The sequence below is a fragment of the Enterobacter sp. IF2SW-B1 genome (assembly GCF_001743375.1).
GTDB classification, from domain to species: Bacteria; Pseudomonadota; Gammaproteobacteria; order Enterobacterales; family Enterobacteriaceae; genus Enterobacter; species Enterobacter bugandensis.
Genome location: NZ_MJAA01000004.1, coordinates 98677 through 120994, shown reverse-complemented (window position 1 = coordinate 120994; position 22318 = coordinate 98677). Strand labels below are relative to the sequence as shown.

Here is a 22318-nt window from a genome sequence, read left to right as displayed (position 1 = left end):
GAATTTCCAGTATAATAGCCGCCTTTTTTCATCCAGTTGTGACATACAGAAAGCTGCGACATAGTAGCCTGCATACCAGGCGACATTTAGCCTGCGGCTAATTAAGGGATATCTCATGCGTACAGAATATTGCGGGCAGCTGCGTCAGTCCCACGTCGGACAGCAGGTCACCCTGTGTGGTTGGGTCAACCGTCGTCGTGATCTTGGTAGCCTTATCTTCATCGATATGCGCGACCGTGAAGGTATCGTTCAGGTGTTCTTCGACCCGGATCGCGCAGATGCGCTGAAGCTGGCCTCTGAGCTGCGTAATGAGTTCTGCATTCAGGTCACCGGCACCGTGCGTGCGCGTGACGAGAAAAACGTTAACGCAGACATGGCGACGGGCGCTATCGAAGTGCTGGCGTCCGATCTGGTTATCATCAACCGTGCCGAAGCGCTGCCGCTGGACTCCAACCACGTCAACACTGAAGAAGCGCGTCTGAAATACCGCTACCTGGATCTGCGTCGTCCGGAAATGGCTCAGCGCCTGAAAACCCGTGCGAAAATCACCAGCCTGGTGCGTCGCTTTATGGATGACCACGGTTTCCTCGATATTGAAACCCCGATGCTGACCAAAGCCACGCCGGAAGGCGCGCGCGATTACCTGGTGCCATCCCGCGTTCATAAAGGCAAATTCTACGCGCTGCCGCAGTCACCGCAGCTCTTCAAACAGCTGCTGATGATGTCCGGCTTCGACCGCTATTATCAAATCGTTAAGTGCTTCCGCGACGAAGACCTGCGCGCTGATCGTCAGCCAGAATTTACCCAGATCGATGTTGAAACTTCCTTCATGACCGCCGAACAGGTGCGTGAAGTGATGGAAGCGCTGGTGCGTAGCCTGTGGAATGACGTGAAGGGCGTTGAGCTGGGCGATTTCCCGATCATGACCTTCGCCGAAGCGGAACGTCGCTACGGCTCCGACAAACCAGACCTGCGTAACCCGATGGAGCTGGTGGACGTGGCTGACCTGGTGAAATCCGTTGAGTTCGCGGTATTCGCGGGACCGGCTAACGATCCGAAAGGCCGCGTGGCTGCCCTGCGCGTACCGGGCGGCGCGGCGCTGAGCCGTAAGCAGATTGATGACTACGGCAACTTTATTAAGATCTACGGCGCGAAAGGTCTGGCCTATATTAAAGTGACCGAGCGTGCGAAAGGTCTGGAAGGGATCACCAGCCCGGTGGCGAAATTCCTGAACGCGGACATCGTGGAAGCGATCCTTGAGCGCACCGGTGCGCAGGACGGCGACATGATCTTCTTCGGCGCAGACAACAAGAAAGTCGTTGCGGATGCGATGGGCGCGCTGCGTCTGAAGCTCGGCAAAGACCTGAACCTGACCGACGAAAGCAAATGGGCGCCACTGTGGGTTATCGACTTCCCGATGTTTGAAGACGACGGTGAAGGCGGCCTGACCGCGATGCACCACCCGTTCACCTCGCCAAAAGAGATGACGGCGGCAGAGCTGAAAGCGGCGCCGGAAGAGGCAGTGGCAAACGCTTATGACATGGTTATCAACGGCTATGAAGTGGGCGGCGGTTCCGTGCGTATTCACAGCGGTGAAATGCAGCAGACCGTGTTCGGCATTCTGGGTATTAACGAGCAGGAACAGCGCGAGAAGTTTGGCTTCCTGCTGGACGCCCTGAAGTACGGCACACCGCCGCACGCGGGTCTGGCCTTCGGTCTCGACCGTCTGACCATGCTGCTGACCGGCACCGATAACATTCGTGACGTTATCGCCTTCCCGAAAACCACTGCCGCAGCGTGTCTGATGACCGAAGCGCCAAGCTTTGCCAACCCGGCAGCGCTGGCCGAGCTGGGCATTGAAGTGGTGAAGAAGGAAGAGAAAAACTGATATGGCATATAAGCTTCCCGTTTCTGTCCTGGTGGTCATTTATGCAGAAGACACGAAGCGGGTGCTGATGTTGCAGCGGCGCGACGATCCTGATTTCTGGCAGTCGGTTACCGGCAGCCTGGAAGAGGGGGAGACCGCGCCGCAGGCCGCCGCGCGTGAAGTAAAGGAAGAGGTCGCCATTGACGTTGCTCATGAGCAACTGACCCTGAAGGACTGTCAGCGCACGGTGGAGTTTGAAATTTTTAGCCATTTACGTCATCGCTATGCGCCGGGCATTGAGCGCAACACGGAGTCATGGTTCTGTCTCGCGCTCCCCCATGAGCGGGAGATCGTGTTTACCGAACACCTGAACTACCGCTGGGTGAACGCGGCGGATGCCGCCGCACTGACCAAGTCGTGGAGCAACCGGCAGGCGATTGAAGAATTTGTAATTAACGCGGCCTGAGAAGGCGCGATTTTTGGAGAACTTTTTATGGCAGGTCATAGTAAGTGGGCCAACACCAAACACCGTAAAGCGGCACAGGATGCCAAGCGCGGTAAGATCTTTACCAAAATCATTCGCGAGCTGGTGACAGCAGCGCGTCTGGGCGGCGGCGACCCGGCTTCTAACCCACGCCTGCGCGCGGCGGTAGATAAAGCGCTGTCTAACAACATGACGCGTGACACCCTGAACCGTGCTATCGCACGCGGCGTGGGCGGTGATGAAGACGCGAACATGGAAACCATCATTTATGAAGGTTACGGCCCTGGCGGTACTGCGGTGATGGTTGAATGCCTGTCTGACAACCGTAACCGTACCGTTGCGGAAGTGCGCCACGCGTTCACCAAAACCGGCGGCAACCTGGGCACTGACGGCTCCGTAGCTTACCTGTTCAGCAAAAAAGGCGTCATCTCTTTCGAGAAAGGCGACGAAGATGCGATCATGGAAGCGGCGCTGGAAGCGGGTGCGGAAGACGTGGTGACCTACGATGATGGTGCCATTGACGTCTACACCGCGTGGGAAGAGATGGGTGCCGTGCGCGATGCGCTGGAAGCTGCGGGCCTGAAAGCGGACAACGCTGAAGTCTCCATGATTCCGTCCACCAAAGCGGATATGGATGCAGAAACCGCACCGAAACTGCTGCGTCTGATCGACATGCTGGAAGACTGCGACGACGTGCAGGAAGTGTACCACAACGGTGAAATCTCTGATGAGGTTGCAGCGACTCTCTGATGAGAGCCTGTAAACCGTTTACGGGAGACGCGTGATGTCGATTATCCTCGGGATTGACCCCGGCTCACGCGTCACCGGGTATGGCGTTATCCGTCAGGTGGGACGCCAGCTAACCTACCTCGGCAGTGGATGCATTCGCACCAAAGTGGACGATCTGCCGTCGCGCCTCAAGCTTATTTATGCGGGCGTATCGGAGATCATCACCCAGTTTCAGCCAGACTATTTCGCCATTGAGCAGGTCTTTATGGCGAAGAACGCGGATTCGGCGCTGAAGCTCGGTCAGGCGCGTGGGGTGGCCATCGTGGCTGCGGTGAACCAGGATTTGCCGGTATTCGAATACGCGGCAAGGCAGGTCAAGCAGACGGTGGTGGGCATCGGTAGTGCGGAGAAGAGCCAGGTGCAGCACATGGTGCGCACCCTGCTGAAGCTTCCCGCGAACCCGCAGGCCGACGCCGCCGATGCGCTGGCGATTGCAATTACCCACTGCCACGTCAGCCAGAACGCGATGCAAATGAGCGAGTCGCGGCTCAATCTGGCGCGAGGCAGGTTACGATAATCAGAAATCAGGCTGGATAAACATCCAGCCTTTTTTTATTATGTCGGCAGTTAATTTCTCCCAGAACGCAGGAGCGTCACGTGATAGGCAGACTCAGAGGCATCATCATTGAAAAACAACCCCCGTTAGTGCTGCTGGAAGTGGGTGGCGTGGGCTATGAAGTCCATATGCCGATGACCTGTTTCTACGAGCTGCCGGACGCGGGCAAAGAGGCGATTGTCTTTACCCAGTTTGTGGTGCGTGAAGACGCTCAGCTGCTGTACGGCTTTAACAACAAGCAGGAACGCACCCTGTTTCGCGAGCTGATTAAAACCAACGGTGTGGGGCCTAAGCTGGCGCTGGCGATTTTGTCCGGCATGTCCGCTCCGCAGTTTGTGAATGCCGTTGAGCGCGAAGATCCCGCGGCGCTGGTTAAGCTTCCGGGCATTGGTAAGAAAACCGCAGAGCGTCTGATTGTTGAGATGAAAGACCGCTTTAAAGGTCTGCACGGCGATCTGTTCACTCCGGCTGCCGATTTGGTTCTGACTGCTCCGGGTGCGCCTGCCTCTGATGATGACGCCGAGCAGGAAGCGGTTGCCGCGCTGGTGGCGCTGGGCTATAAACCTCAGGAGGCCAGCCGGATGGTGAGCAAAATTGCCAAACCGGACGCCAGCAGTGAAACTCTGATTCGTGAAGCGCTGCGCGCTGCATTGTGAGGTAAAGGATGATTGAAGCAGACCGCCTGGTATCGGCAGGCACCCTTCAGGCAGAAGACGTGGTGGATCGTGCGATCCGCCCGAAGCTGCTTGATGAGTACATCGGCCAGCCGCAGGTACGTTCCCAGATGGAGATTTTCATCCAGGCGGCAAAGCTGCGCGGCGATGCGCTCGATCACCTGCTGATTTTTGGCCCGCCGGGGTTAGGTAAAACTACCCTGGCGAATATCGTCGCCAATGAAATGGGCGTCAACCTGCGTACCACCTCCGGCCCGGTGCTGGAGAAAGCGGGCGATCTGGCGGCGATGCTGACCAACCTTGAACCGCATGACGTGCTGTTTATCGATGAGATCCACCGCCTGTCACCGGTGGTAGAGGAAGTGCTCTATCCGGCGATGGAAGATTACCAGCTGGATATTATGATCGGCGAAGGCCCGGCCGCGCGCTCCATCAAAATCGATCTGCCGCCGTTTACCCTGATTGGCGCCACGACGCGCGCCGGGTCGCTAACCTCTCCGCTGCGCGACCGCTTTGGCATCGTTCAGCGTCTGGAGTTTTATCAGGTACCCGATCTTCAGCATATCGTGGGGCGCAGCGCGCGCTACATGGGGCTGGATATGAGCGAAGAGGGGGCATATGAAGTGGCGAAGCGTTCCCGCGGTACGCCGCGTATTGCCAACCGCCTGCTGCGCCGCGTGCGTGACTTTGCTGAAGTGAAGCACGATGGTTCGATTTCCGCCGAGATCGCCGCTCAGGCGCTGGATATGCTGAACGTCGATGCTGAAGGCTTTGACTATATGGATCGCAAACTGCTGCTGGCGGTGCTGGACAAGTTCTTTGGCGGGCCGGTCGGGCTGGATAACCTGGCGGCGGCAATTGGCGAAGAGCGTGAGACGATTGAAGATGTGCTGGAGCCGTATCTGATCCAGCAGGGCTTCTTACAGCGTACCCCACGTGGTCGTATGGCGACGGTGCGGGCGTGGAATCATTTCGGTATTACGCCGCCCGCGATGCCGTAAGTAGCGATAAATGGTAGCCCCGGTAAGCGAAGCGCCACCGGGGACATGCTCACTACTGCGCGGTCTTTTTCATCATACTGAAAACAAACAACACCGCCGCGCTCAAGACCACCGACGGTCCGGCTGGCGTGTCATAAAACGCCGAAAAGGTTAACCCGCCCGTGACGGCAATCATCCCGATAATCACCGCGATACCGGCCATTTGCTCTGGCGTACGTGCAAAACGGCGCGCCGTGGCGGCAGGGATAATCAGCAGCGACGTGATGATCAGTGCCCCGACAAACTTCATCGCCACGCCAATCGTTAACGCCGTAACCAGCATCAGCAGCAGCTTCACGCGCTGCAGCTTCACGCCGTCGACGAAGGCTAAATCCGGGCTGACGGTCATTGCCAGTAAATTCCGCCACTGCCACAGCAGAATACCCAGAACCACCACCACGCCAATGGCGATCGCGATGAGATCGTCAGGCGTCACGGCCAGCAGATCGCCAAACAGGTAGGCCATCAGGTCAACGCGGATATTTGACATCAGGCTAACAACGACCAGACCCAGCGACAGCGCGCTGTGCGCCATGATGCCAAGCAGCGTATCAATCGCGAGGTGAGGGCGCTTCTCCAGCCAGACCAGACCGGCCGCCAGCAGCAGCGTGACCACAATGACCGCGTAAAAGGGATTCACATCCAGCAGCAAACCAAAGGCAACGCCCAGCAGTGACGCATGCGCCAGGGTATCACCGAAGTAAGACATTCTGCGCCACACCACAAACGAGCCGAGTGGGCCTGCGGCGCAGGCAAGCATAACCCCGGCCAGCCAGCCGGGCAGTAACAGTTCAATCATGAGTGTCCATTTCCCCGACGCAGAACGATTCGTCCCTGCAAATCATGGCGGTGATTATGATGATGGCGATAAATGCCAAGCTGTTCAGCGCCGCGAGGGCCGAACATGGAGATAAATTCCGGGTGCATTGAGACCACTTCAGGCGTGCCGGAACAGCAAATGTGATGGTTGAGACACAGCACTTCGTCGGTTTTCGCCATCACCAGATGCAGGTCATGGGAGACCATCAGCACGGCGCAGTTCAGTTCGCGGCGCAGCTGGTCGATCAAATCATAAAGCGCGACCTGACCATTGACGTCCACGCCCTGGGTTGGCTCATCCAGCACCAGCAGCTGCGGGCTGCTCAGCAGCGCACGGGCCAGCAAAACGCGCTGCGTCTCACCGCCGGACAGCTTCTGCAATGGCGCGTCGATAAGGTGGCCCGCCTGCACGCGCTTCAGTGCCGGGAGAATATCGGCTTTTCGCGTGCCGGGACGCAGACGCAGAAAACGATTTACCGTCAGCGGCAGGGTGGCGTCCAGATGTAATTTTTGCGGCACATAGCCGATCCGCAATTTTTCCTCGCGCGTGATTACACCTTCATCCGGTGTAACCAGACCCAGCACCACGCGCACCAGAGTGGATTTACCTGCGCCATTGGGGCCGAGCAGCGTCAGAATTTTTCCGGGCTTGAGATCCAGCGATACGTCAGAGAGGACGCGGCGCTGGCCAAAGGAGACCGAAATATTGTCGAGAGAAACCAGAGTCGTCATGTCAATTTAAGCTTGAAGAAGTCAACGAATGTTATAATATCACATCCCACGCATTCACTACGATGATTAGTCGCATTATGTTACATAAAAATACGCTTCTTTTCGCAGCATTATCCGCTGCCCTTTGGGGAACAACCGCACAAGATGTTAACGCTGCCGTTGTTGCTTCGCTTAAACCGCTTGGATTCATCGCGTCGGCCATTGCCGATGGGGTAACGGAAACCCAGGTTCTGCTCCCTGACGGGGCCTCAGAGCATGACTATTCTCTGCGCCCGTCTGATGTAAAACGCTTACAAAACGCAGACTTAGTTGTCTGGATTGGTCCGGAGATGGAAGCATTCATGCAGAAATCCGCCAAACAGATTGCTAATGAAAAACAGGTCGCGATTGCCGGGCTTTCCGGCGTGAAACCGTTGCTCATGAAAGGGGCGGATGATGACGGTGACGAACATGACCATCACGCTGCAGAGGGTGAAAAAGGTGATGGAGATCACCATCACGGCGAGTACAACATGCATCTCTGGCTATCCCCAGAGATAGCGCGGCTTTCAGCGGTTGCAATCCATGACAAATTAGTGGAACTTATGCCGCAAAGTCGAGCCAAACTAGACGCCAACCTGAAGGATTTTGAGGCACAATTAGCCGCAACCGATAAGCAGGTAGGTAATGAGCTCGCACCGTTGAAAGGAAAAGGGTATTTCGTTTTTCATGACGCCTACGGCTACTACGAAAAACACTACGGCCTGACCCCGCTTGGGCACTTTACCGTCAACCCTGAAATTCAACCTGGTGCGCAGCGTTTACATGAAATCAGAACACAGTTGGTTGAGCAGAAAGCGACATGCGTTTTTGCTGAGCCACAGTTCAGGCCAGCGGTCGTAGAAGCCGTGGCCAGGGGAACATCCGTGCGCATGGGAACCCTTGACCCGCTAGGTACGAATATCCAGTTGAGCAAAGCGAGCTATTCGCAGTTCCTCAGCCAACTGGCGAACCAGTATGCGAGCTGCCTGAAAGGAGATTAACGAGGAAGTGAATACGTGCAACAGATAGCCCGCTCTGTCGCCCTGGCATTTAACAATCTGCCTCGACCCCACCGCGTTATGCTGGGGTCGCTTACAGTTCTCACCTTAGCGGTCGCCGTCTGGCGGCCCTATGTTTACCACCCGAGTTCTGCCCCTATCATTAAAACCATTGAGCTTGAAAAGAGCGAGATCCGCTCTTTGCTGCCTGAAGCCAGCGAGCCTATCGACCAGGCCGCTCAGGAAGATGAAGCTATCCCTCAGGATGAACTGGACGATAAAACCGAGAACGAAGCGGGGATCCACGAATACGTTGTCTCTACCGGTGACACGCTGAGCAGTGTGCTCAACCAGTACGGTATCGACATGGGCAATATCAGCCAGCTGGCCGCTGCGGATAAAGACCTGCGTAACCTGAAAATCGGGCAACAGCTCTCCTGGACATTAACGGCGGATGGCGATCTTCAGCGTTTGACTTGGGAAATGTCCCGCCGCGAAACCCGCACCTATGACCGCACTGCAAACGGTTTCAAAATGACCAGTGAAATGCAGAAAGGCGACTGGGTTAACAGCGTGATGAAAGGTACCGTGGGCGGAAGCTTTGTTTCCAGCGCCCGTGATGCGGGCCTGACCAGCGGTGAAATCAGCGCGGTGATCAAAGCCATGCAGTGGCAGATGGATTTCCGTAAGCTGAAGAAAGGCGATGAGTTTTCCGTCCTGATGTCCCGCGAAATGCTGGACGGCAAGCGCGAGCAGAGCCAGCTGCTGGGGGTGCGTCTGCGCTCCGAGGGAAAAGATTACTACGCCATTCGCGCTGAAGACGGCAAGTTCTATGACCGCAGCGGTACAGGCCTTGCGAAAGGCTTCCTGCGTTTCCCGACGGCGAAACAGTTCCGCGTATCCTCTAACTTTAACCCGCGTCGTCTGAACCCGGTTACCGGGCGCGTTGCGCCTCACCGCGGGGTAGACTTCGCGATGCCGCAGGGCACGCCGGTGCTGTCCGTTGGTGATGGCGAAGTGGTGATGGCAAAACGCAGCGGTGCAGCGGGCTATTACGTGGCTATCCGTCACGGTCGTACCTATACCACCCGCTATATGCACCTGCGTAAGCTGCTGGTCAAACCGGGGCAGAAAGTGAAACGCGGCGACCGTATCGCGCTCTCCGGCAACACCGGACGCTCTACTGGCCCGCATCTGCACTATGAAGTGTGGATCAACCAGCAGGCCGTGAACCCACTGACGGCCAAACTGCCGCGCACCGAAGGCCTGACAGGTAAAGATCGTTCCGATTACCTGGCGCAGGCGAGAGAGGTGATACCGCAGCTGAGCTTAAACTAAGCTCTCTGTTTTTGAAAAAAGCCGGTGTCAGCATGCGCCGGCTTTTTCTTTTGTGCGTGGGCGACTGCCTCGCTACACTATCTGAATAATTTTTTGCGTCACCAGACCCTGGAACCAGCATGGAAACAAAAAAAAATAATATTGAATACATTCCTGAGTTTGAAAAATCCTTTCGACACCCGCGCAACTGGGGCGCCTGGCTGGGGGTTTACACCTTTGCGGGCATCGCTATGCTGCCTGCCGCGCTGCGCGATCCCGTACTGGGAAAAATTGGCCGTCTGGCCGGACGCTTAGGTAAAAGCGCGCGTCGTCGTGCGCAGATCAACCTCTATTACTGTTTTCCTGAAAAAAGCGATGCCGAGCGCGAGGCCATCATCGACGCGATGTATACCACCGCACCGCAGGCCATGGCGATGATGGCGGAGCTGGCGCTGAAAGGACCGGAAAAAATCATCGACCGCGTTGACTGGAAAGGGCTGGAAATCATCGACGAAATGCGTCGCAATGATGAGAAGGTCATTTTCCTCGTGCCGCACGGCTGGGGCGTGGATATCCCGGCAATGCTGATGGCTTCCCAGGGGCAGAAAATGGCGGCGATGTTCCATAACCAGGGCAATAAAATCTACGATTTTGTCTGGAATACGGTACGTCGTCGTTTTGGCGGACGTTTGCATGCGCGTAACGACGGCATCAAGCCGTTTATTCAGTCGGTACGTCAGGGGTACTGGGGCTACTATCTGCCGGACCAGGACCACGGACCCGAGCACAGCGAGTTTGTCGACTTCTTTGCGACCTACAAAGCCACGCTCCCCGCGATTGGGCGCCTGATGAAGGTCTGCCGCGCCCGCGTGATCCCGCTCTTTCCGGTTTACGACGGTAAAACGCATCGTCTGAGCATTGAAGTCCGTCCGCCGATGGACGACCTGCTGACCGCGGACGATCGCACCATCGCGCGCCGCATGAACGAAGAGGTGGAGCTGCTGGTGGGGCCGCATACCGAACAGTACACGTGGATACTGAAGCTGCTGAAAACGCGGAAGCCGGGAGAGACGGAGCCCTATAAGCGTAAAGAGCTTTACCCGAGGAAATAGAAGACCTTCACCTTGCCCCTCTCCCCTTAGGGGAGAGGGGATCGGATCTTACTCTACGGTCAGTACGCGCGTGGTGTTGGTTGAGCCGATGGTGCTCATCACGTCACCCTGCGTCACGATGACGATATCACCAGACACCAGGTAACCTTTATCGCGCAGCAGATTTACGGCATCGTGCGCCGCGGCTACGCCGTCATTGGTGCTGTCGAAGTGTACCGGGGTAACACCGCGGTACAGCGCCGTCAGGTTCAGCGTACGCTCGTGGCGTGACATAGCGAAAATCGGCAGGCCGGAGCTGATGCGAGAGGTCATCAGCGCGGTGCGGCCAGATTCGGTCATGGTGATGATCGCCGTAACGCCTTTCAGATGGTTGGCCGCATACATGGCGGACATCGCAATCGCTTCTTCCACATTGTCGAACTGGATATCCAGGCGGTGCTTGGAGACGTTAATGCTTGGGATCTTCTCCGCGCCCAGGCAGACGCGCGCCATTGCGGCCACCGTTTCTGCCGGATACTGGCCCGCCGCAGTTTCCGCTGACAACATCACTGCATCGGTACCGTCCAGCACGGCGTTAGCGACGTCCATGACTTCCGCACGGGTTGGCATTGGGTTAGTGATCATGGATTCCATCATCTGGGTGGCGGTGATCACCGCGCGGTTCAGCTGACGTGCGCGACGAATCAGCGCTTTCTGGATACCGACAAGTTCAGGGTCGCCGATTTCCACGCCCAGATCGCCACGGGCAACCATTACCACGTCAGAGGCGAGGATCACATCGTCCATCGCATCCTGATCGCACACGGCTTCCGCGCGTTCAACCTTAGCGACAATTTTGGCATCACAGCCTGCGTCACGGGCCAGGCGGCGCGCATAGTTCAGATCTTCGCCACAGCGTGGGAAGGAGACCGCCAGGTAGTCAACGCCGATCTGGGCCGCCGTTACGATATCCGCTTTGTCTTTGTCGGTCAGGGCTTCCGCAGAGAGGCCGCCGCCCAGTTTGTTGATGCCTTTATTGTTGGAGAGCGGGCCGCCGACGGTGACTTCAGTGAACACTTTCATCCCCTGAACTTCCAGCACCTTCAGCTGGACGCGACCGTCGTCGAGCAGCAGGATATCGCCAGGTACCACATCAGCCGGCAGGCCTTTATAGTCGATCCCGACTTTCTCTTTATCGCCTTCGCCTTTGCCGAGGTTGGCATCCAGCAGGAATTTGTCGCCGATATTGAGGAAAACTTTACCTTCTTTAAAGGTTGATACACGAATTTTTGGACCCTGCAGGTCGCCGAGGATAGCGACGTGGCGGCCCAGCTTAGCGGCGATCTCACGCACTTTATCGGCACGCAATTTATGGTCTTCTGGCGTACCGTGAGAGAAGTTCATACGCACCACGTTGGCGCCAGCGGCGATAATCTTTTCGAGGTTATTATCGCGATCGGTGGCCGGGCCTAAGGTGGTGACGATCTTGGTTCTGCGAAGCCTTCTGGACATGTAATACTCCGTTGACTGAAACAACTTTGGTGTTGCGTGAACATTGAATCGACCTTCATCTACCGCAAGGCAGCAAAGAGGGGGCCGAATGCCGAAAATCGTTACATCTAATTATGGGTTACGTCTTCGTTATCTACTTTCAGGGAACATCGCTCTTTATAAGCAATTCTTTATCAAAACGCGATTCCTTCAGCGCTTCCTTGACTCGCTTCAAGTTATCTCGGAATTTTGCGCCCCGGCGTAAGGTAAATCCGGTCGCCAGCACGTCGATTACCGTGAGTTGCGCCAGACGGGACACCATTGGCATATACATGTCGGTATCCTCAGGCACGTCCAGGGTAATGGCGAGAGTCGCCTCCCGCGCCAGCGGCGTGCCGGCGGTGGTGAGGGCGATTACCATGGCATCGTTTTCACGGGCCAGCTGCGCCAGCTCAACCTGGCTTTTGGTGCGGCCAGTGTGCGAAATCAGTACCACGACGTCATCCTCACTGCAATTCATACAGCTCATGCGTTGCAGCACAATGTCATCGGAATAAATAACCGGCACGTTAAAGCGGAAGAATTTATTCATGGCGTCGTGCGCCACGGCGGCTGACGAGCCAAGACCGAAGAATGCAATGCGTTTGGCCTGGGTGAGTAAATCCACCGCGCGGTTTACTGAACTCATATCCAGACTTTGACGAACGTGATCGAGCGTGGCCATGGCCGACTCAAATATTTTTGCCGTATAGGCATCTACGCTGTCGTCTTCATCCACATTACGATTAACATAGGGGGTGCCGTTTGCCAGACTTTGTGCCAGATGCAGTTTAAAATCAGGAAAGCCGCGCGTTTCCAGGCTGCGGCAGAAGCGGTTGACCGTCGGTTCACTGACGCCCGCTTCCTGAGCCAGAGCGGCGATGCTTGAATGAATCGCCTGAGCGGGCGCGGCCAGAATGACTTCAGCCACTTTTCGCTCGGATTTGCTAAGGTGTTCCAGTTGATACTGGATTTTTTCAAGCATGTTCATTGTTAACAAGGCGCTCATGGGGGTGGAAACGATTTCACTCATTGATGAAATCTTGATTCGATTAGCCGATATTACCCCTGTGGCTTCCCTAAAGGGTAACAGTCGACAAGATAATGTTGTTGTTTTTTTTCATTACTTGATCGATGTCGGGTTTTGCTATGACCCTGTTGCGCAAATTATCGACGGCTGTTGCGTCATTACGTCGCCATAATCGGCTGAATGGCGAAAAATCGCCGTATCGCACGAGACGATAAGCGCTAATGGTTTCGGGAATGACGTAAAAGCAGTACAGTGCATTGTAATAAAATTACAACGATACCTGGCAGAAGCACCAGGTGATCCAACTGAGGAGAATGACATGGCGGTAACGCAAACAGCCCAGGCATGTGACCTGGTCATTTTCGGCGCGAAAGGCGATCTTGCACGCCGAAAATTGCTGCCTTCCCTGTATCAACTGGAGAAAGCGGGCCAAATTCATCCGGATACGCGTATCCTGGGTGTTGGGCGCGCCGACTGGGACAAGGACGCTTATACCAAAGTTGTCCGCGAGGCGCTCGAAACTTTCATGAAGGAAAAAATTGATGAAAGTTTGTGGGATACCCTCAGCGGTCGTCTCGATTTCTGCAACCTGGACGTTAATGACGTTAGCGCGTTTTCCCGTCTGGGTGCCATGCTGGATCAGAAAAACCGTGTCACCATTAACTATTTTGCCATGCCGCCAAGCACCTTTGGTGCCATCTGCAAAGGTTTGGGCGAAGCCAAACTGAACGCCAAGCCGGCGCGCGTGGTGATGGAAAAGCCGCTGGGAACGTCGCTGGCTACCTCGCGTGAAATTAACGACCAGGTGGGCGAGTTCTTTGAAGAGTGCCAGGTCTACCGTATCGACCACTATCTCGGTAAAGAGACGGTACTGAACCTGCTGGCGCTGCGTTTCGCTAACTCCCTGTTTGTGAATAACTGGGACAACCGTACCATTGACCACGTGGAAATTACCGTGGCGGAAGAGGTGGGGATTGAAGGTCGCTGGGGTTATTTTGACCAGGCCGGCCAGATGCGCGACATGATCCAGAACCACCTGCTGCAAATTCTGTGCATGATTGCCATGTCTCCGCCGTCTGACCTGACGGCTGACAGCATCCGCGATGCCAAAGTGAAAGTGCTGAAGTCGCTGCGCCGCATCGACCGCTCCAACGTGCGCGAGAAAACCGTTCGCGGCCAGTACACTGCCGGGTTTGCGCAAGGTAAAAAAGTGCCAGGCTACCTGGAAGAAGAGGGCGCGAACAAGTCCAGCAACACCGAGACGTTTGTGGCCATCCGCGTGGATATCGACGACTGGCGCTGGGCGGGCGTGCCGTTCTACCTGCGTACCGGTAAGCGTCTGCCGACGAAGTGTTCCGAAGTGGTTGTCTACTTTAAGAACCCGGAACTGAACCTGTTCAAAGAGTCCTGGCAGGAGCTGCCGCAGAACAAGCTGACCATTCGTCTGCAGCCGGACGAAGGGGTGGATATCCAGATCCTCAACAAAGTGCCGGGCCTGGATCATAAGCACAACCTGCAGACCACCAAGCTGGATCTGAGCTACTCCGAAACCTTCAACCAGACGCACCTTGCGGATGCTTATGAGCGTCTGCTGCTGGAAACCATGCGCGGTATCCAGGCGCTGTTCGTGCGTCGCGACGAAGTGGAAGAGGCGTGGAAATGGGTCGATTCCATCACCGAAGCCTGGGCTGCCGATCAGGATGCGCCAAAACCGTATCAGGCGGGGACCTGGGGGCCTGTGGCGTCGGTGGCGATGATCACCCGCGATGGCCGCTCCTGGAACGAGTTTGAGTAGGATAATCCACTAGCCCGAAAGTGTTATTTTACCGGTAACATGATCTAACACAGCTAGTGGCACAATTTTTATACTTTTAAGCTCCGCGTGGATTCACCCGCGGGGCTTTTTTTATTACACTGCCGGAAGTGATTTTGCCCCTGAGCTCCGGACAGCAAGCGTTTCAGCGTTGTTAACAACCGCCAGCGACTTTGTAAACTCCCGAGCCCGGACAGATAAATTAAAGGAGCTTTTATGAATCCTGTATTGTTACGCGTAACACAACGCATTATCGAGCGCTCGAAAGAGACCCGTTCGGCCTACCTCGCCCGCATTGAACAGGCGAAAAGCAACACCGTTCACCGCTCCCAGCTGGCCTGCGGTAACCTGGCCCACGGCTTCGCCGCCTGCCAGCCCGATGACAAAGCCTCCCTGAAAAGCATGTTGCGTAACAATATCGCTATTATCACGTCCTATAACGATATGCTCTCCGCGCACCAGCCGTATGAGGTCTATCCCAACATCATTCGTAAAGCGCTGCACAGCGTGAACGCGGTCGGGCAGGTGGCTGGGGGCGTCCCGGCCATGTGCGACGGCGTGACGCAGGGGCAGGATGGTATGGAGCTGTCGCTGCTGAGCCGCGAAGTGATTGCGATGTCTGCGGCTGTGGGCCTGTCACACAACATGTTTGATGGCGCGCTGTATCTCGGCGTGTGCGACAAAATCGTCCCGGGACTGGTGATGGCGGCGCTGTCGTTTGGTCATCTGCCTGCGATTTTCGTGCCGTCCGGCCCGATGGCCAGCGGTCTGCCGAATAAAGAAAAAGTGCGTATCCGCCAGCTGTATGCGGAAGGCAAAGCCGATCGTCAGGCGCTGCTGGAAGCCGAAGCCGCGTCCTACCATGCGCCGGGCACCTGTACGTTCTACGGCACGGCCAACACCAACCAGATGGTGGTGGAGTTTATGGGGATGCAGCTTCCGGGCTCGTCCTTCATCCAGCCGGACGCGCCGCTGCGCCAGGCGCTGACCGAGGCCGCGGCCCGTCAGGTGTCGCGCCTGACAGGAAACGGCAATGAATGGATGCCGATGGGCAAAATGGTCGACGAAAAAGTGATCGTCAACGGTATCGTCGCCCTGCTGGCGACCGGCGGTTCAACTAACCACACCATGCACCTGGTGGCCATGGCGCGCGCGGCGGGTATCCTGATTAACTGGGATGACTTCTCCGACATCTCCTCCGTGGTACCGCTGATGGCGCGTCTGTACCCGAACGGGCCGGCGGACATCAACCACTTCCAGGCCGCGGGCGGCGTGCCGCTGCTGATGCGCGAGCTGCTGAAAGGCGGTCTGCTGCATGAAGACGTGAACACCGTAGCCGGATTTGGTCTGCAGCGCTACACCCAGGAGCCGTGGCTGAACAACGGCGAACTGGACTGGCGCGACGGGGCGACCGCGTCTCTTGATCCGCAGGTGATTGCCACTATCGACAAACCGTTCTCCCACCACGGCGGTACCAAAGTGCTGAGCGGCAACCTTGGCCGCGCGGTGATGAAAACCTCTGCCGTGCCGGAAGAGAACCAGGTTATCGAGGCCCCGGCGGTAGTGTTTGAAAGCCAGCACGACGTGTTGCCTGCCTTCGACGCCGGTCTGCTGGATAAAGACTGCGTGGTGGTCGTGCGTCATCAGGGGCCAAAAGCGAACGGCATGCCAGAATTACATAAACTTATGCCACCACTTGGTGTATTATTGGACCGCCGTTTCAAAATTGCGTTAGTGACCGATGGCCGCCTGTCAGGCGCATCCGGCAAAGTGCCTTCCGCCATCCACGTCACGCCTGAAGCCTACGACGGCGGCTTGCTGGCGAAAGTGCGCGACGGCGACATGATCCGCGTGAACGGCCAGACTGGCGAGTTAACCCTGCTGGTGGATGACGCGGAGCTGGCGGCACGTCAGCCTCATATTCCTGACCTGAGCGCATCGCGCGTGGGGACCGGACGCGAAATGTTCAGCGCGCTGCGTGAGAAGCTCTCCGGTGCGGAGCAGGGCGCAACCTGTATTACGTTTTAAGACGACTTGATTTTAACGATCTGGCGAGAGAGAACTCTGATGAAAAACTGGAAAACAAGTGCAGAAGCAATCCTGACCACTGGCCCTGTCGTGCCGGTTATCGTGGTAAACAAGCTGGAGCACGCTGTGCCAATGGCGAAAGCGCTGGTTGCGGGCGGCGTTCGCGTTCTGGAAGTGACCCTGCGTACCGCCTGCGCGATGGATGCCATCCGCGCCATCGCTAAAGAAGTGCCGGACGCCATCATCGGTGCGGGTACCGTTCTCAACGCGCAGCAGCTGGCGGAAGTGACCGAAGCCGGCGCACAGTTTGCCATCAGCCCGGGCCTGACCGAGCCGCTGCTGAAGGCCGCGACCGAAGGCACCATTCCCTTGATCCCGGGCATCAGCACCGTTTCTGAACTGATGCTGGGCATGGACTACGGTCTGAAAGAGTTCAAATTCTTCCCGGCGGAAGCGAACGGCGGCACCAAAGCGCTGCAGGCGATTGCGGGTCCCTTCTCTCAGGTACGTTTCTGCCCGACGGGCGGTATCTCCCCGGCTAACTACCGCGACTACCTGGCGCTGAAAAGCGTGCTGTGCATCGGCGGCTCATGGCTGGTTCCGGCGGATGCGCTGGAAGCGGGCGACTGGGATCGCATCACGAAACTGGCTCGTGAAGCGGTTGAAGGCGCGAAGCAGTAAGCCATATGCAGCATGAAAAACGGGCCTTTCGGCCCGTTTTTTTTATCCTGCTACCTGAACGTTCGCAGCCGCCGCTTTTGCTCTTGCTACGGCCTCGTCAACGTTATCTCCGGTGGCTAACGCCACGCCCAGACGACGCGTACCGTCGATCTCCGGCTTGCCGAACAGACGGACCTGCAGGCCTGCGCCCACCGCGCCTTCGACGTTATCAAACGTCACATTCTGGCTGGTCAGCTGCGGAAGGATCACCGCCGACGCCGCCGGGCCGTACTGGCGGATGCCGCCAACCGGCAGGCCGAGGAAGGCGCGCACGTGCAGGGCGAACTCCGAGAGATCCTGCGAAATGAGCGTGACCATACCGGTGTCGTGCGGGCGAGGGGAGACTTCGCTGAAGATCACTTCGTCTCCGCAGACGAACAGCTCCACGCCGAACAGGCCATAACCGCCCAGGGCCAGAACGGTCTTACGGGCAATCTCCCGGGCATGCTCCAGCGCCAGGTCGCTCATCTGCTGCGGCTGCCAGGATTCACGATAATCGCCATCTTCCTGGCGGTGGCCAATTGGGTCGCAGAAATGGACGCCGTCCACGGCACTGACGGTGAGCAGAGTGATTTCGAAATCAAACTTCACCACGCCTTCGACGATCACGCGACCGGCACCGGCACGGCCACCCTGTTGCGCATAATCCCACGCGCTGTCCAGCGCGCTGCTGTCGCGAATAAAGCTCTGACCTTTCCCGGAAGAGCTCATCACCGGCTTAATGATGCACGGGTAGCCAATCTCTTCAACGGCCTGCAGGAATGCGGCTTTGTCACCCGCAAAACGGTAGCTTGAAGTAGGTAGCCCCAGCTCCTCCGCCGCCAGGCGGCGAATGCCTTCACGGTTCATGGTCAGCTTTGCCGCTTTGGCGCAGGGCACCACGCGCTGGCCTTCCTGCTCAAGGGCGATCAGCGTATCGGTTGCGATAGCTTCAATTTCCGGCACGACAAAATCCGGTTTCTCCCGTGCAATGAGCGTACGCAGAGCATCACCGTCCAGCATGTTAATCACATAAGAACGATGGGCGACGTGCATGGCGGGCGCGTCGGCGTAGCGGTCTACGGCAATCACCTCCACCCCTAAACGCTGACACTCAATGGCGACTTCTTTACCCAGTTCGCCCGATCCCAACAGCATTACGCGCGTCGCCGCAGGTCGCAGCGCGGTTCCTAAACGAGTCATAACATTCCCCCTGAAAAAGATGCGCGCAGTATAAACGAAAACGTTTGCGTCTGTCTTGCGCACGGCAAAAGGGCAGACCAGAAATTTGCGCTTCTTTAGGCTTGATGGACATTTCCTGACGCCTGCTCGCTTACGCTGGAGAACATGTTAACCGTTAAGCGAGGGAAACCATGTCAGGCTGGTTAAATCAACTGCAATCCATGTTAGGGCAGAAAACGTCTGGTTCCGGCGAACAGGGGCTTAGCAAACTGCTGGTACCGGGGGCGCTCGGTGGGCTGGCAGGGCTGCTGGTTGCCAATAAATCCTCACGCAAGCTACTGGCGAAGTACGGTACCGGCGCGCTGCTGGCCGGGGGCGGCGCTATCGCCGGCACCGTGCTGTGGAACAAATATAAGGACAGGGTGCGAGCGGCGCACCGCGATGAACCTCACTATGGGGAGCATACTTCTCCGCTGGATCTGCGCACGGAGCGGCTCATCCTGGCGCTGGTTTTCGCCGCCAAAAGCGACGGGCATATTGATGATAAAGAGAGAGCGGCTATCGAACAGCAGCTGCGCGAGGCGGGTGTTGAAGAACAGGGCAGAACGCTGGTGGCGCAGGCCATTGAACAGCCGCTCGATCCGCAGCGTCTGGCACTGAGCGTGAAAAATGAGGAAGAGGCGCTGGAACTCTATTTTCTCAGCTGTGCCGCCATAGATATAGATCACTTTATGGAGCGTAGCTACCTTAACGCCCTCGGCGACGCGCTGAAGATCCCTCAGGATGTGCGCGAGGGGATAGAAAAAGATATCGGGGAACAAAAACAGGCGCTACAGGGCTAACTCGCGCCCCCGGGGTCATGTTTCGCTTGCATCATGCGCGGGTTTTGCCAACCTTATAGGGTGTAAAACTTAAAAGAATGATGACATGCCACCGAAAGCCCGACGTACTCCTTATGCGATCGTCACGCATGGCGATACGCGCATAGACAACTACTACTGGCTGCGGGACGATTCGCGTTCCCGGCCAGAGGTGCTCGACTACCTGCACGAGGAAAACGACTATGGCCGCAGGGTCATGGCCAGCCAGCAGGCGCTGCAGGACCAGCTGCTGAACGAAATGGTGCAGCGTATTCCCCAGCGCGACATCTCCGCGCCCTGGACCAAAAACGGCTATCGCTATCGCCATATCTATGAGCCGGGCAACGAGTATCCCATCTATCAACGACAGTCGGTATTAAGCGCCGAGTGGGATGAATGGGACATTCTGCTGGATGCGAACCAGCGTGCCGCCCACAGCGAGTTTTATACCCTGGGCGGTATGTCCATCTCCCCGGACAACACCATCATGGCGCTGGCGGAGGATTATCTCTCCAGGCGCCAGTACGGCCTGCGTTTTCGCAATCTGGAAACCGGCAACTGGTATCCGGAAATGCTGGAAAACGTCTCCCCGGATTTTGTCTGGGCGAACGATTCCGAGACGGTCTACTACGTTAAAAAGCACGCCTCCACGCTGCTGCCTTATCAGGTGTGGCGCCATACCGTAGGCACGGACTCAGCCGATGACGAGCTGGTCTATGAAGAGAAAGACGAAACGTTTTATGTCAGCCTGCATAAAACCTCCTCGCGCCACTATGTGATTATCTTCCTCGCCAGCGCCACCACCTCGGAAGTGCTGCTCCTGGATGCCGAACTGCCTGACGCCCAGCCGCTCTGTTTCCTGCCGCGCCGCAAGGACCACGAGTACAGCCTGGATCACTTCCAGCACAGCTTTTATCTGCGTTCGAATCGTGAAGGCAAGAACTTTGGTCTGTACAAAACCAAGGTGCGCGACGAGCGCAAGTGGGAGGTGCTCATTCCCGCGCGGGATCAGGTGATGCTGGAAGGGTTCACGCTGTTTACCGACTGGCTGGTGGTGGAGGAGCGCCAGCGGGGGCTGACCAGTATCCGGCAGATCAACCGTAAAACGCGTGAGGTGATAGGGATTGCGTTCGACGATCCGGCCTACGTCACGTGGATCGGCTTTAACCCGGAACCTGAATCGTCCCGGCTGCGCTACGGCTACTCGTCGATGACTACGCCGGATACGCTCTTTGAGCTGGATATGGATACCGGACAGCGCCAGGTACTTAAGCAAACCGAAGTGAAGGGCTTTGATTCCGACAATTACCGCAGCGAACACCTGTGGGTCACCGCGCGCGATGGCGTGGAGGTGCCGGTTTCGCTTGTTTATCACAAGGCGCATTTCCAGAAGGGTAAAAATCCGATCCTGGTCTACGGCTACGGCTCCTACGGCTCCAGCATGGATGCCGACTTCAGCAGCAGTAGATTAAGCCTGCTCGACCGCGGCTTTGTTTTCGCCATTGCCCATATTCGCGGCGGCGGCGAGCTGGGGCAGCACTGGTATGAAGACGGGAAATTCCTGAAAAAGAAAAACACCTTCAACGACTATCTCGACGTCTGCGATGCGCTGATTGAGCAAGGCTATGGCGATCCTCAGCTTTGCTTCGGCATGGGCGGCAGCGCGGGGGGGATGCTGATGGGGGCGGTCATCAATCAGCGGCCCGATCGCTTTAAGGGCATTGTTGCGCAGGTCCCGTTTGTCGATGTGGTTACCACTATGCTCGATGAGTCCATCCCTTTGACGACCGGGGAGTTTGAGGAGTGGGGCAACCCGCAGGATGAAACTTATTATCGCTATATGAAAGAGTACAGCCCGTATGACAACGTGGAAGCGAAAGCGTACCCGCACATGCTGGTGACGACCGGTTTGCACGATTCACAGGTGCAATACTGGGAACCGGCAAAATGGGTAGCAAAGCTGCGGGAGCTGAAAACCGATGACAACCTGCTGCTGCTCTGTACCGATATGGACTCCGGGCACGGGGGGAAATCGGGTCGATTCAAATCCTACGAAGGGGTGGCCCTGGAGTATGCCTTTTTGATAGGCCTGGCGCAGGATACGTTGCCAGGCCGTGTGCAGCGTTAAGCTTCACCCAGATAGTGTTTCAGGGTTAAGCGCAGCTCCGGGCTCATTTTGTCGAGGTTGTTATACAGCCAGCGCAGATAGCCCGGATCTTTATCCGCAATATCCGATACCGCTCTCCCGCGGTATTTGCCGAAGGTGAACGTCGTCAGCAGCGCAGGGCGTCCGGTGATCGTTGCCATATCATCCGGCGTCCAGCCCGATGTGTTCATAATATCTATAAGCAGCGCAGCGGTGATATAGCAGTCATACAGGGCGCGGTGATGGTGCAGCCCTTCAGGGGTTCTGACGCTGAGCTTGCGGGATTTATACAGCGCCATATTGCTGTACTTGATCCCTGGCCAGAGGCGACGCGCCAGCTTCATGGTACAAATCCACTCCCCGGGCATTTCGGGGAGTACCCGACGGTCAAAGCTGGCGTTGTGGGCAACGTACCATGGGCTGCCGTAGTAGTGCGGGATAACGTCTTCTATCCAGGGTTTATCCGCCACCATTGATTCTGTAATGCGATGGATAGCCATGGCCTGTGGGCTAATAGGACGATCGGGACGCACCAGATGGCTCATCGGGTTGACGATTTTTCCATCAACCACGTCGACCGAGGCCACTTCCACAATTCCGCCCTGAAGATCGCAAGTTTCGGTATCAATGACGCGCAGCATG

20 protein-coding genes are annotated in these 22318 nt (G+C 56.8%); 14 read left to right on the top strand and 6 right to left on the bottom strand.

The annotated features are described in order from the left end of the window. Positions 1 to 115: 115 nt before the first annotated feature. The 6 genes from aspS to ruvB all read left to right on the top strand — a co-directional run bounded on the left by aspS (position 116) and on the right by ruvB (position 5371). On the top strand, positions 116 to 1888 hold the full coding sequence (gene aspS / locus A6013_RS10555) for an aspartate--tRNA ligase (protein WP_028013627.1): 1773 nt from the start codon (positions 116 to 118) through the stop codon (positions 1886 to 1888). A gap of 1 nt (position 1889) precedes the next feature. Then, positions 1890 to 2333, top strand: a complete 444-nt coding sequence (gene nudB / locus A6013_RS10550; RefSeq protein WP_028013626.1) for a dihydroneopterin triphosphate diphosphatase — start codon at positions 1890 to 1892, stop codon at positions 2331 to 2333. A gap of 27 nt (positions 2334 to 2360) precedes the next feature. Next, positions 2361 to 3101 carry a YebC/PmpR family DNA-binding transcriptional regulator gene (locus A6013_RS10545; protein ID WP_003859747.1) on the top strand — a complete coding sequence of 247 codons (741 nt, stop codon included), beginning with the start codon at positions 2361 to 2363 and terminating at the stop codon, positions 3099 to 3101. A 34-nt stretch (positions 3102 to 3135) separates the two neighbouring features. Further along, positions 3136 to 3657, top strand: coding sequence for a crossover junction endodeoxyribonuclease RuvC (ruvC, locus tag A6013_RS10540; RefSeq protein WP_003859749.1), 522 nt, complete (start codon positions 3136 to 3138; stop codon positions 3655 to 3657). A gap of 80 nt (positions 3658 to 3737) precedes the next feature. Next, positions 3738 to 4352 (top strand): Holliday junction branch migration protein RuvA, encoded by a 615-nt coding sequence (gene ruvA / locus A6013_RS10535; RefSeq protein ID WP_028013624.1) that lies wholly within the window; start codon positions 3738 to 3740, stop codon positions 4350 to 4352. Between the two features lie 8 nt (positions 4353 to 4360). Continuing rightward, positions 4361 to 5371 carry a Holliday junction branch migration DNA helicase RuvB gene (gene ruvB, locus A6013_RS10530; RefSeq protein ID WP_028013623.1) on the top strand — a complete coding sequence of 337 codons (1011 nt, stop codon included), beginning with the start codon at positions 4361 to 4363 and terminating at the stop codon, positions 5369 to 5371. A 52-nt stretch (positions 5372 to 5423) separates the two neighbouring features. On the opposite strand, the gene znuB is transcribed toward ruvB, so the two are convergent. Next, a complete protein-coding gene (znuB, locus tag A6013_RS10525) occupies positions 5424 to 6209 on the bottom strand; it encodes a zinc ABC transporter permease subunit ZnuB (protein ID WP_069733028.1) in 786 nt (261 codons plus the stop codon). After that, positions 6206 to 6961, bottom strand: a complete 756-nt coding sequence (gene znuC, locus A6013_RS10520; protein ID WP_028013621.1) for a zinc ABC transporter ATP-binding protein ZnuC — start codon at positions 6959 to 6961, stop codon at positions 6206 to 6208. The genes znuB and znuC overlap by 4 nt, the downstream gene beginning before the upstream one ends. A 77-nt stretch (positions 6962 to 7038) precedes the next feature. Here znuC and znuA point away from each other — a divergent pair, with 77 nt between their 5' ends. The 3 genes from znuA (at position 7039) to lpxM (ending at position 10409) form a co-directional block, all read left to right on the top strand. Then, positions 7039 to 7983: a zinc ABC transporter substrate-binding protein ZnuA gene (gene znuA, locus A6013_RS10515; protein ID WP_069733103.1), complete on the top strand. Its 945-nt coding sequence runs from the start codon at positions 7039 to 7041 to the stop codon at positions 7981 to 7983. A 15-nt stretch (positions 7984 to 7998) separates the two neighbouring features. Continuing rightward, complete coding sequence (gene mepM, locus A6013_RS10510) at positions 7999 to 9318, top strand: murein DD-endopeptidase MepM (RefSeq protein WP_028013619.1); 1320 nt, start codon at positions 7999 to 8001, stop codon at positions 9316 to 9318. A gap of 119 nt (positions 9319 to 9437) precedes the next feature. Next, positions 9438 to 10409, top strand: a complete 972-nt coding sequence (gene lpxM, locus A6013_RS10505; RefSeq protein ID WP_028013618.1) for a lauroyl-Kdo(2)-lipid IV(A) myristoyltransferase — start codon at positions 9438 to 9440, stop codon at positions 10407 to 10409. 48 nt (positions 10410 to 10457) lie between these two features. On the opposite strand, the gene pyk is transcribed toward lpxM, so the two are convergent. Together pyk and A6013_RS10495 are read right to left on the bottom strand one after the other, a co-directional pair. Next, complete coding sequence (pyk, locus tag A6013_RS10500) at positions 10458 to 11900, bottom strand: pyruvate kinase (RefSeq protein WP_028013616.1); 1443 nt, start codon at positions 11898 to 11900, stop codon at positions 10458 to 10460. Between the two features lie 139 nt (positions 11901 to 12039). Then, on the bottom strand, positions 12040 to 12909 hold the full coding sequence (locus A6013_RS10495) for a MurR/RpiR family transcriptional regulator (RefSeq protein ID WP_028013615.1): 870 nt from the start codon (positions 12907 to 12909) through the stop codon (positions 12040 to 12042). A gap of 358 nt (positions 12910 to 13267) precedes the next feature. Between A6013_RS10495 and zwf the strand changes: the two genes are divergently transcribed. From zwf to kdgA, 3 genes are all read left to right on the top strand, one after another. Then, complete coding sequence (gene zwf, locus A6013_RS10485; protein WP_028013613.1) at positions 13268 to 14743, top strand: glucose-6-phosphate dehydrogenase; 1476 nt, start codon at positions 13268 to 13270, stop codon at positions 14741 to 14743. 234 nt (positions 14744 to 14977) lie between these two features. Further along, a complete protein-coding gene (gene edd / locus A6013_RS10480) occupies positions 14978 to 16789 on the top strand; it encodes a phosphogluconate dehydratase (protein WP_069733027.1) in 1812 nt (603 codons plus the stop codon). Positions 16790 to 16828: 39 nt separating this feature from the next. Continuing rightward, positions 16829 to 17470, top strand: coding sequence for a bifunctional 4-hydroxy-2-oxoglutarate aldolase/2-dehydro-3-deoxy-phosphogluconate aldolase (gene kdgA, locus A6013_RS10475; protein ID WP_014884307.1), 642 nt, complete (start codon positions 16829 to 16831; stop codon positions 17468 to 17470). A 42-nt stretch (positions 17471 to 17512) separates the two neighbouring features. On the opposite strand, the gene purT is transcribed toward kdgA, so the two are convergent. Beyond that, positions 17513 to 18691 carry a formate-dependent phosphoribosylglycinamide formyltransferase gene (gene purT, locus A6013_RS10470; protein ID WP_069733026.1) on the bottom strand — a complete coding sequence of 393 codons (1179 nt, stop codon included), beginning with the start codon at positions 18689 to 18691 and terminating at the stop codon, positions 17513 to 17515. Positions 18692 to 18861: 170 nt separating this feature from the next. On the opposite strand from purT, the gene A6013_RS10465 reads away from it, so the two are divergent. Both A6013_RS10465 and ptrB read left to right on the top strand, forming a co-directional pair. After that, positions 18862 to 19512: a tellurite resistance TerB family protein gene (locus A6013_RS10465; RefSeq protein ID WP_049138841.1), complete on the top strand. Its 651-nt coding sequence runs from the start codon at positions 18862 to 18864 to the stop codon at positions 19510 to 19512. A gap of 85 nt (positions 19513 to 19597) precedes the next feature. Further along, the gene (gene ptrB / locus A6013_RS10460) at positions 19598 to 21658 is read left to right on the top strand and encodes an oligopeptidase B (protein WP_045260313.1); all 2061 of its coding nucleotides are present in this window, start codon (positions 19598 to 19600) and stop codon (positions 21656 to 21658) included. Here the strand turns inward: ptrB and exoX are convergent. Further along, complete coding sequence (gene exoX, locus A6013_RS10455; RefSeq protein WP_025756911.1) at positions 21655 to 22317, bottom strand: exodeoxyribonuclease X; 663 nt, start codon at positions 22315 to 22317, stop codon at positions 21655 to 21657. The two genes, ptrB and exoX, sit on opposite strands and share 4 nt — an antisense overlap. Position 22318: the final 1 nt, after the last annotated feature.